The organism is Chryseobacterium ginsengisoli (assembly GCF_039542325.1).
GTDB lineage: Bacteria > Bacteroidota > Bacteroidia > Flavobacteriales > Weeksellaceae > Chryseobacterium > Chryseobacterium ginsengisoli.
On record NZ_BAABHX010000010.1, the window covers coordinates 132,850 to 143,368 of the forward strand.

Annotated in this window: 13 protein-coding genes; 8 read left to right on the plus strand and 5 right to left on the minus strand. The window is 32.3% G+C overall.

The window, feature by feature from the left end; translation table 11 throughout:
- Nucleotides 1-54 precede the first annotated feature (54 nt).
- Nucleotides 55-825 (minus strand): 16S rRNA (adenine(1518)-N(6)/adenine(1519)-N(6))-dimethyltransferase RsmA, encoded by a 771-nt coding sequence (gene rsmA, locus ABD940_RS21710; RefSeq protein WP_345208474.1) that lies wholly within the window; start codon nucleotides 823-825, stop codon nucleotides 55-57.
- A gap of 92 nt (nucleotides 826-917) precedes the next feature.
- Here rsmA and ABD940_RS21715 point away from each other — a divergent pair, with 92 nt between their 5' ends.
- The 7 genes from ABD940_RS21715 to rluF all read left to right on the plus strand — a co-directional run bounded on the left by ABD940_RS21715 (nucleotide 918) and on the right by rluF (nucleotide 5,482).
- Entirely contained in the window at nucleotides 918-1,817 is a 900-nt protein-coding gene (locus ABD940_RS21715; protein WP_345208476.1) for a cell division protein FtsX, read from the plus strand.
- 2 nt (nucleotides 1,818-1,819) lie between these two features.
- Entirely contained in the window at nucleotides 1,820-2,119 is a 300-nt protein-coding gene (locus ABD940_RS21720; protein WP_345208478.1) for a DUF3098 domain-containing protein, read from the plus strand.
- A 94-nt stretch (nucleotides 2,120-2,213) separates the two neighbouring features.
- Entirely contained in the window at nucleotides 2,214-3,032 is an 819-nt protein-coding gene (locus tag ABD940_RS21725) for an undecaprenyl-diphosphate phosphatase (RefSeq protein WP_345208480.1), read from the plus strand.
- 23 nt (nucleotides 3,033-3,055) lie between these two features.
- Nucleotides 3,056-3,493 (plus strand): hypothetical protein, encoded by a 438-nt coding sequence (locus ABD940_RS21730; RefSeq protein ID WP_345208482.1) that lies wholly within the window; start codon nucleotides 3,056-3,058, stop codon nucleotides 3,491-3,493.
- The gene (gene truB, locus ABD940_RS21735) at nucleotides 3,493-4,188 is read left to right on the plus strand and encodes a tRNA pseudouridine(55) synthase TruB (protein WP_345208484.1); all 696 of its coding nucleotides are present in this window, start codon (nucleotides 3,493-3,495) and stop codon (nucleotides 4,186-4,188) included. Before ABD940_RS21730 ends, truB begins: the two co-directional genes overlap by 1 nt.
- Nucleotides 4,185-4,760 (plus strand): hypothetical protein, encoded by a 576-nt coding sequence (locus ABD940_RS21740; RefSeq protein WP_345208486.1) that lies wholly within the window; start codon nucleotides 4,185-4,187, stop codon nucleotides 4,758-4,760. The genes truB and ABD940_RS21740 overlap by 4 nt, the downstream gene beginning before the upstream one ends.
- Nucleotides 4,760-5,482 carry a 23S rRNA pseudouridine(2604) synthase RluF gene (gene rluF, locus ABD940_RS21745; protein WP_345208488.1) on the plus strand — a complete coding sequence of 241 codons (723 nt, stop codon included), beginning with the start codon at nucleotides 4,760-4,762 and terminating at the stop codon, nucleotides 5,480-5,482. Before ABD940_RS21740 ends, rluF begins: the two co-directional genes overlap by 1 nt.
- A gap of 64 nt (nucleotides 5,483-5,546) precedes the next feature.
- On the opposite strand, the gene ABD940_RS21750 is transcribed toward rluF, so the two are convergent.
- From ABD940_RS21750 to ABD940_RS21765, 4 genes are all read right to left on the minus strand, one after another.
- Nucleotides 5,547-6,848, minus strand: a complete 1,302-nt coding sequence (locus tag ABD940_RS21750; protein ID WP_345208490.1) for a ComEA family DNA-binding protein — start codon at nucleotides 6,846-6,848, stop codon at nucleotides 5,547-5,549.
- A gap of 200 nt (nucleotides 6,849-7,048) precedes the next feature.
- Nucleotides 7,049-8,284: a hypothetical protein gene (locus tag ABD940_RS21755; protein ID WP_345208492.1), complete on the minus strand. Its 1,236-nt coding sequence runs from the start codon at nucleotides 8,282-8,284 to the stop codon at nucleotides 7,049-7,051.
- Nucleotides 8,285-8,463: 179 nt separating this feature from the next.
- Nucleotides 8,464-9,210, minus strand: coding sequence for a DUF6261 family protein (locus ABD940_RS21760; RefSeq protein ID WP_345208494.1), 747 nt, complete (start codon nucleotides 9,208-9,210; stop codon nucleotides 8,464-8,466).
- A 164-nt stretch (nucleotides 9,211-9,374) separates the two neighbouring features.
- The gene (locus ABD940_RS21765) at nucleotides 9,375-9,761 is read right to left on the minus strand and encodes a helix-turn-helix domain-containing protein (RefSeq protein ID WP_345208496.1); all 387 of its coding nucleotides are present in this window, start codon (nucleotides 9,759-9,761) and stop codon (nucleotides 9,375-9,377) included.
- 226 nt (nucleotides 9,762-9,987) lie between these two features.
- Here ABD940_RS21765 and ABD940_RS21770 point away from each other — a divergent pair.
- A partial coding sequence (locus ABD940_RS21770) for a hypothetical protein (protein ID WP_345208497.1) occupies nucleotides 9,988-10,519 on the plus strand: 532 nt, incomplete at its 3' end.

Below are 10,519 nucleotides of genomic sequence, written 5' to 3' on the forward strand. Positions count from 1 at the left end.
TGAATAACTTTTCTTTAAGTTTTTTGAAAGAACCTAATTTTTAATTAAAAAAAATTATTGATTCTCTTTCCAAAGCTGAGTAAACGAAATAAAATCCATTACGCTCAATTCTTCGGCTCTTTTATCCATAAATTCATGAGTTTTTAAAACTTCCGGAATATTTAAAATTTTTAAAGCATTAGATAGTTTTTTTCTTCTCTGATTAAAACCAGCCTTTACAATTTGTTTAAACAAAACCTCATTTCCTGCCAATCCTTCCTTTGGATTTCTTGTAAGCCTGATAACTCCCGATTTTACTTTTGGAGGAGGATTAAATACATTCTCGTGGACTGTGAACATATATGAGGTGTCATAATACGCCTGAATCAAAACAGAAAGGATTCCATAGCTTTTTGTTCTCGGAACAGCCGCAGTTCTCTCCGCTACTTCTTTTTGAAACATTCCTACCATTTCAGGAATCAGCTCATAATAATCTACAATCTGAAATAAAATCTGTGAAGAAATATTATAAGGGAAATTTCCGATAATGGCAATCTGTTCGCCATTTGTAAAACTGAAATCCTGTTTCAAAAAATCACCGACAAAAGTTTCTTCCGTTACTTTAGAATAATTATTTTTAAGATATTCAATTGATTCGTTATCAATTTCCGCAAGGTAGATATTTTGCTCCTTTTCCAAAAGGTATTTGGTAAGAACACCCATTCCCGGACCCACTTCCATTACTTTGTTGTAGCCATCAAAACTGAGACCTTCAACGATTTTTTTTGCGATGTTTTCATCCGTCAAAAAGTGTTGACCAAGATGCTTTTTTGCTTTTACACTCAATGTTTTTTATGATTTAATTAACAGTGATTTTCTCTTTTTCGTTCCCAAATTTCGGAAGATTTTTTCTATTTTAGCCAAAAATTTTAATATTAATGGCTAAATCTGTAGATGAGTTTAATAAGAAAAGGCTTAGGTCTAGCAATATTACAGTAGTAATAAGTATTGCCTTAGTGTTATTTTTGTTAGGATTAATGGGGCTTATTTTAATTAATGCCCAGAAATATTCTGACTATATCAAGGAACAGCTTGTAGTAAATGCTTACTTTGATGAAAACTATGATGCTAAAGATTCTGTAAAAATTGCAAAAATGGAAGCCGAGGTTTTTAAAGAAATTCAAACATTGGCTCCTGTAAAAAAAGCGACTTACATTACCAGAGAAATGGCATCGAAAGAGGCTAAAAAAAGTATGGGAATTGATACAGATGCGCTTTTTGAAGAAAATATTTTCCCGTCGTCTATAGAAATTGCCCTGAAACCAGAATATGTAGATCCTGCAAAAATTGATGCAGCAATCAAAGTGATCAAAGGTGTTCCGGGAATTATTGATGTAAAAAATGACAGCACCTTGATGGTGGATGTTTACAATAACCTTAGTCGAATTCTTAAATGGATTTTAGGTTTTTCCATATTATTTTTAATCTTAGCGGTTGTATTGATCAACAATTCAATCCGTCTGAAAATATTCTCCAAAAGATTTATCATTAAAACCATGCAGCTGGTAGGAGCGAAGAGAAGATTTATTTTGAAACCTTTCATTATTGAAGCTGTAATTTTAGGAGCTATCGGTTCTGTGATTGGGCTTTTGGCTTTATTTGGAGTTTGGTATTACTTTACAAGCCAGATCGGATCTGCATTTGTACAGGATAATAATCAATATTTCTGGTTGGTATTATTGGTGCTTGGAGTGGGAATTTTCATTACTGTTTTAAGTACGGTAATTGCAACCTGGAGATTCTTAAAATCAAACGTTGACGACTTATATTACTCTTAAAAATGAGCAAAAAAACAAATAAATTTTCTGCCGATAACTTCGGAAAAGAAACTACCGAGGTTTCACAGGAAAATACTTTTTATTTCGGAAAAGAGAATTTTAAATGGATGCTTATCGGTTTTGCATGTATCGTAGTCGGTTTCCTTCTCATGATGGGACCCGATGCCAATACGGTAGATGGAAAATTTGATCCAAATTCATGGAATGACGGAATTTTTTCTATCCGTAGAATCAGAATTGCACCGCTATTTGTTGTAGTAGGCTTTGTAATTGAAGTTTATGCGATTTTAAAAAGAAAATAGAAAACAAATTTTTATTTAAAGGTTAAGAAATTCGGAAATTTAGAATGTATGTCTAAATCTCTCAATTTCTTAATCTTTTAATTTTAAATAAATTATGGATTTAATCAAAGCAATTATTATTGCCATTATCGAAGGGTTAACAGAATATCTTCCGATCTCGTCAACTGCACATATGGGTTTCACGGCAAACCTAATGGGATTAGAGGAAACTGAATTTTTAAAAATGTTTCAGGTTTCTATACAGTTTGGGGCAATTTTGTCGGTTGTAGTGGCTTACTGGAAAAAATTCTTTGATTTAAAAAATCTACAGTTTTATTTCAAACTGGCTTTTGCGGTAATTCCGGCTTTGGTTTTGGGATATTTATTTGATGATAAAATTGAGGCAATATTAGGAAATCAGATTGCTATTTCATCGGTTTTGGTTCTCGGTGGAGTCGTTTTATTGTTTGCTGATCAATGGTTTAAAAATCCAAAGGTAGACGACGAAAAAGGAATTACGATAAAAAATGCAATTACAATCGGTTTTTGGCAATGTTTGGCAATGATGCCCGGAACGAGTAGAAGTGCAGCATCGATTATCGGCGGAATGGCGCAAGGTTTAACAAGAAAAGCTGCTGCTGAATTTTCATTTTTTTTGGCGGTTCCTACAATGTTGGCGGTAACGGTTTATTCGGTTTTTGTAAAGACTTGGGGTAAAGAAACTCCAAATCCTCAAAAAGGGTATGAAATGATCATGGCTTCACAAGATCATATTACAATTTTTATTGTAGGAAATGTGGTTGCTTTTATCGTTGCATTAATTGCTATCAAAGCATTCATAGGAGTTTTAAATAAGTATGGTTTCAAACCTTGGGGGTGGTATCGTATTTTTGTTGGGGTTGCTTTGCTGATTTATTTTTATTTCTTTAAATAAAGTTTGTGAAGTTATATTCTAATATGCTAAAAGCTTTTTTTCTTTTAGGATTAATTAATTCTTGTTCACCTGCTCATGTATTATTTGTGAAAAATAATTCAGGTAAAGAAAAAGAAATTTTTGTAGAATTAAAACAGAAAAATCCGTCTCAAGAATTGTTATTTTGTAAAGAATTAATTTCTGATGAAAAATTAGAACATAAAGCTTTTATGAAATATTACAAAGAAGGAAAATGTTATCCTGAAAAAATTAATAAGATTAACAATAAAACTTATAAATTCATACTTCCTTCAAATTATACAGTGAATATTGTTCCGAATAATTCTATCTATCCTTTCGAAAAAATATATTATTTAACAGACAATAAAAAATGTTTTATTAGCGAAGCAAAATCAATTGATTGCGAACAAAAAATCAGTGAACAGCCTAGTTTAGTACATATTGTTGAAATTTTAAATTAATGACAGCCGAAGACTTACAATCAGGACACATATTTTTATTAGACAAACCTTTGGATTGGACATCTTTTCAGGCAGTCAATAAAATGAAATATAAACTTAAAAGAGAGTTTAATTTACCTAAAAAATTTAAGATCGGACATGCAGGAACGCTTGATCCGAGAGCAACTGGACTTTTAATCGTCTGTTGTGGAAAATTCACAAAGAAAATTCCTGAAATTCAGGATGCTCCGAAAGAATACTGGACGGAAATAAAAATCGGCGTACAAACAGAATCTTACGACACAGAAAAACCTGAAATTCTTCATCAGGACATTTCGAATATTACTGAAGAACAAATTAAAAGTGCTTTAGAAAAATTCGTGGGCGAGATTGATCAGACACCGCCTGTTTTTTCGGCTATTAAAATTGACGGGAAAAGAGCTTATGATCTTGCGAGAGCAGGAGAGGAGGTTGAAATGAAGTCAAGAAAAACAACAATTCATTACATTAACGATCTTAAAATTGAACTTCCTTTGGTAAGTTTTACGGTGGGTTGTTCAAAAGGAACTTATATCAGAAGTTTAGCTCATGATATTGGTCAGGAATTAAATGTAGGAGCCTATCTTACTCAATTAAGAAGGACAAAAATCGGAGAATACAAAATTGAAGATGCGACCTCTGATTTTTTAGAAAATGATTTTAGATTTGAAGGATGAAAACAAAAATACTTTTAATACTTACATTAATTTCTTTTTCAAATGCTTTCTCGCAGGAAGCAAAAATGTCAAAACCTACGATGGGATTTTATTTTAATCCATCTGTAAATGTAGGTTTTAAATTAAATAAAGAAAAAGAAGTACCGAATAATACTCAATATATTCAACCGAAAATGCCTAATAAAATCACTTATGGGATTACGGCAATAGGCGGTTATAATTTTCTTCCTAACTTTGCCATCGGAAGTGGTTTCAGATATACTTTTATAGAAGATAATTATCATTTGGTGTATTGGATGGTGCAGCCAAAGTTTATTTTTGATCCTGGAGATCACCCTTTTTATATCGAACTGAATTATGGAAGACAGCTTAATAATTCTGTTGTTTCAGACGCTGAATTCTTGGGTGCAAGATTGGGAATACAGGTTTCTTATTCGAAAAGATTAAGTCAGGAAGGAGGAATTGTTTTGGAAAGCCATAAGCTGGGGAACTCCAATCCGTTTTTTATAGGGTTGAGCTATGGAATCACGGTTTTCAGTAATAAAAATTATACAGGTTACGGAGAAGATTAATGGAAAAAACACGTATCAATAAATATTTATCGGAAGTTGGCTACTGTTCTAGAAGAGCAGCGGATAAACTTTTGGAAGAGGGAAGAATAACGATCAATGGAAAGGTTCCTGAAATGGGAACAAAAGTTTCAGATGAAGACGTGATCGAAGTTGACGGAAAACCTATCCGTGAACCAAACGAAAAACACGTTTACATTGCTTTCAATAAACCTGTAGGAATCGTTTGTACAACAGACACAAAACGTGAGCAAAATAATATTATTGAATATATTAATCATCCCAAAAGAATTTTCCCGATCGGAAGGCTTGATAAACCAAGTGAAGGATTGATACTTTTAACCAGTGATGGTGATATAGTGAATAAAATTCTAAGATCCAGAAACAACCACGGAAAAGAATATATCGTAAGAGTTGATAAACCGATCAATCCGAGATTTATTGAGAAAATGCGAAATGGAGTTCCAATTTTGGATACTGTTACCAAAAAATGTGAAGTTGAAAAGATTGATGATATGAATTTCAGAATCGTTCTTACACAAGGCTTGAACAGACAGATCCGTAGAATGTGTGAATATTTGGGCTATGAAGTAAAAAAACTGAAACGTATCAGAGTTTTGAATATCAAGCTTGATCTACCTGTTGGAAAATGGAGAGATCTCACGGAAGAAGAACTTGCCAATTTGAATAAACTTTTGGAAGGATCAAGCAAAACTTTTGACTAAAAATAAAAAATTGAGATGCTTTGACTAGCTCGGCATCTCAATAAAAAAACACTAAGTATGTATGTTATTTAAGATAAAGTCTCATTCTCGCTTCATATTCAGGTTTCACTTTTAATAACTTCCAGATTTTCCTTTCGTCTTTTTCACTTAATCTGTAAAAAATAATTTTATCTGCAGAATATTTGAAATACGGATGATTTTTCAACCAGTCTTCAGGAGCTTCAATCAATGTATATTTTGGAACATTTGAAGTATTTAACTGAGCTGTAGCAAGCAACTTTTTCATTAATTCCGCATCAATATTATAGGTTGTTAAAATTTGTTCTTTATTCATAAAACCACCTAATTTCTTTCTGAAACCAATCATTGAACCTGCAGCTTTTTCGTCAAAACCGAATTCTAAAAGTTGTTTAAAAGTAATTGAATTCAAATCTATTTTTGAAAAATCTGTTTCCTGTTGCTTTGTTTCAGTTTTTTGTTTTTCATCATTATTTGTAATTGCGATAGAATTCAATTTGATAAATGGTTTCATTTCTTCCAACTTTTCAGCAGAGATCACAAAGCATTTCTGAATATCTTCTAAGCTTTTAAAGCTTCCTTTTAGATTTCGGTCGCGAAAGTTGACAATAGTTTGTGCCTGTTTATCAGAAAAACCAAACGATTTCCAACCTTCAAAATCAAAAGTATTCGGATCGAAAGAATGATATTGAATTTTGGTTTTTTCAGATTTGAAACTCTTAGCGTAATTATTGAAATTCGCCGGCGTTTTTTCTGGCAGAATCAAATAAGGATTGATCTTCTGAAAATTTTCTTCACTAATGATAAAGCATTCTTTAAATTTTTCCTTACTTACAAAACTTCCGCCGAGATAACTTTTATATTTTAAAATCGCTTCAGCTTGTTTTTCGCTAAATCCCATCTTTATCCAGTCATTTACAGAATATTGATCAGGATTAAATTTCCCAGAAATTGTAATTGATCTTTTCTCAAAACCTTTAAAGTTATTGGATTTTGCTTCTTTATTGGTTTCTGGCAATAAGATATAAGATTCCAGCTTAGAGAATTTATCTTCAGTGATAGCAAAGCATTTTTTCAATTGTTCTTTGGAAACAAATTTTCCGCCGACTACTTTTTTATAATTAAGAATTGTGGCAATCTGCTTTTCAGTGAAGCCTAATTTCTGCCATTGTTTCTGATCCAACTCATTCGGATCAAATTCTGTAAGTTGTAAAGGAACAGAATTACTCGTTATGAATTTTACATCGGAAAAGTCTTCCTTGTCCTTGCTTGTATATTTTTGAAAAGTAAATAAAATAATCAAAAGCATTCCCATGAATGCCAGTTTTTGGTAATAGTTTTTTTTCATCGCTGTAAACTTAATAATTATTTTAAGTATTAGCAATGAGTGAGTTGCAATTGCTTTATTTTAGAATATATTTTAACCAAATTGTTTTAAAATGTAAATTCATAAAAGAAAATTAGTTAAAAATTTTAATTACTTTCGGTGTAATTTTATAAGAAAGACTGTCGAAATTCAACAGCCTTTCTTAATTTTTAAATTATTGACTAATTACCAAAAGGTAAACTGAATTTAACACCTACAATACTTCCGGAAGCTTTTTCATATCCTACATACTGTTTATACTGATAAAAGGGAATGATGTTAATTGAAGGTATTCCTGTTTTATCTTTAAACGGCAGTACTACGCCTACGGAAAAATTATCAATATTACTTACATCATTGGTTGTATTAGGTTTTATAAACTTTATATTATCGTATTTCAATTCTAATCCTATGTTGAATTTCTTGTAAATAATAATTCCCTGCAAACCATAATCAAATAAAAATAGATTATAAAATTTACTGTTATCCAATTCATATACATTTTTATTGCTTTCAGAAATATAAGCTTCATCCGTGAGAGATCTTATTTTGTTCCATTGCGAAGTCTCGTTTATTTCTGATAAATTATGTTTTCTTGTTCCTTTTATATAGAAATTACCGTACAATATCACTCTTTTTGTCTCTCGGTACGCGTTGATGGAGGTCTGAACAGAGAACATATTAATCGTTTTTTTATAAGGATCTTTATAACTGACAGTATCATTCTTAATCGTATAGTAAAAGTTGTCATTAGCAATTGGATTAACATTGAATTTTAACCAAATTAATGTTTTACCTGTCCATAGTTTTTCGGCTAACAGGGCTTCATACTTTTTTGCATATTTAGCTAATGAATCTTTTTTATTATATAGAACTGTAGAATCTATTTCAATATCATCTAGTTTTAGATTTGCAACATCTTTATTGTTATCTTTTTTTATTTGATTATCTACTTTTTCATAAATCTTATTATACATGCTTTTATATACATCATCAGAAGGTCTTTTATAATAGTTTTTTGAAGGAGATAAGAGCCACGTAGCATTCAAACCTACAGTAATTGTATTTCGATTTTTCCAGTCAAAATATGTTCCTTCATTAGACAATGTTCCGGTAAAATCAGCTGCTAAAAATAGATTACTGGATTTATATACAAAAGGTGAAAAAGAAAAACTTTTGTCTTTAGAGTTAACATCTAATGCAGCATATCTACCGGGAGTATTTTTATTTTTATCACCTGTTTGTACATTAGCAAAATCTTTCAAGGCAAGATCTGAAAATGTTCCGTCAGATACAAGTTTGCCATTGACTCCTTTTACTTGTGATTTGACCCATTCATCTTTTGTTAATTCCTGTGCAGATACACGAATTCCGAACAATGCTAACAATAATGTTAGCACATAAAATTTTGTTTTCATGGTATATTTATTTAAAAGTTTGTATAAAGTTGCTATATATTAATGAATTATACAATACCACTTTTGTGTGATAAAGGGACATATTTCATGATTTATGAATATATAGCTGTTTAGCGATTGTCTTTATTAGAAATGAAAAAGCCACCAGATAACTGATGGCTTTAAATATTTTAATGCTTTTATTGTAAAGGAGGATTTTCATTTTTTTCCTGTCCTGTCCCTGTATCTTTTCTATTTACCAACAAAACATTATACTGATCTGTTAGAGCATTTAATTGATTAATGACAGTAGTGTAAGGTGATGGCGGAGTTTCCACCAAAAGATGAAGGGCATCTATTCTGTCTCTTAATGCATAATAGGCTGCATTTATTTCATCTCTTTTGCTTTTTATCGTTTCCGGGTTTGCATCACCATATTCCTGCGTACGGGAAAGATATTTTGTATTGAAAAGATCGTTCGCCGTTTTTATTTCGTTAACCCAAGCAGAAAGATCGAAGGTTGTAACGGCATTTTGAAGTTCCGGTTTATTTTCCCAGTCGCGGAGAAGATTGTTGAGGGTTGCTGTTTCTGCCTGATAATTGAGACGCGCAATACCGCTTCCGTACAATGCAATATTGTCGAGAAGCAATTGTGCTTTTTGCTTTTTATCAGATTCATAATGATAAGATTGTGACAAAAGAAAGTAATAAATTTCGTTGATGGCATTGTCTCTTCTTTCGTCCAAAATCAATAATTCTTGTGTTTTTTCACTGGCAAGAGCTTTTTTGTAAAGTGCCTCCAACTCCGTGATCTTTGCAGTGAAAGCAGAAAGTTTTGTGTCGATCTGCAAAGTGGCAGGATTATTAAGGTTAATAATACCTGAAAAGTCTTTTACATACTGCAGATATTCTGCATTTCGAAGTAATCTTAATTCAATTGCATTCATATTTTTAAAAAATGTTTGTTGTGTTTTTTTCGGGAAAGTTCCTTACGAGGGTGCAAGAAGGTTTCCCGCTTCCGGGAAAGGTTGTCGCAGGGGTGAAACATACTTTCCCGGTTGCCGGAAAACCTGCCGCGAGGGTGCGGGAAGCTTTCCGGCAGTATTGCTTGCTATTTGCTGCTCTCAGCTTTGCTTTTCCAGAATTCTATCTGGTCTTTTAGCTCCTGATTTCTTTCCTGAAGCTCTTTGATACGTTCTTCGTATTGTTCTACAAGTTTTTCTGAGACATAATTATTAATGGTTGTGACTTTACTAATAGCACTCGCATCTCCTAATGTATTATTATATATGCTGTCTCCATTCTCTTCTTTTGCCAGATCATAAATATCCGTTTCATAGAATTCAGATATTTTCAATAGATTATCAAACCCAGGTTTTGTTTGGTCGCTTTCCCATTTCCCATATGCTGTCTGAGAAACATCCAGCTCCATTGCCACTTGTGTTTGTGATAAATTTCTTCCTGTTCTGAGTTCTCTGAGCTTAGTTCCTAAAGACATATTCTAATAATTTTCAGCTAATTTACTGTTTTTTATATTTCAAAAATAAAACTTTTGTTGTGGATTTTAAAACTTTAGTTGTAGGTGGAAGCAGAATAACATCTTAGTTTTGTTCCTGTTCATATATAGATCGAAATTTTTTTACATCCTTTCCAACCAAAAGAGAAAAAAATGCATCTCTATATAAAAAGAATTGTATTTAACCCATAAAACAACACAAACAACCATGAGAAGAAAAATTATTCTCAGGCTATCAGTACTGGTAGTCTTTCTGACCTTACTGTGGTCCTGCCACAATGAAGATTTCGCCAAAGGCGAAACCGAACCCCAAAGAAACAATGCCAATTTCTTTAAGCACACCCAAAAAGGAGGCATCAATGCTAAATCGGGAGTAGATTATGTGAGTATTCTCGAAGAGTATTCTCGCGAAAAAGACTTTCTTTCCACAATGCCGGATCAGAAAGGAATGCCGATTTGGGATAAAATGCATGTTGTAGATGCAGAAGGCGCAACAGGACTTGTGATCCCACTCTCTCATGATAATGAAACCATGAGTTCCGTACTTTTTGCTATTTTGGATGATAAAAATACAGTGACGGGAGTGAAAGATTATGATAACGGTCTTTTAGAGAAGATTGTTTATGATGAAAAAATAGATAAGGATTACAGAGAACGGATGTTTTATACTTTTATGTATATGGATAACAGAACCTTCGGGAATGAGCGTTTTACCAATATTCCTTCCGATCTCTTTGTAG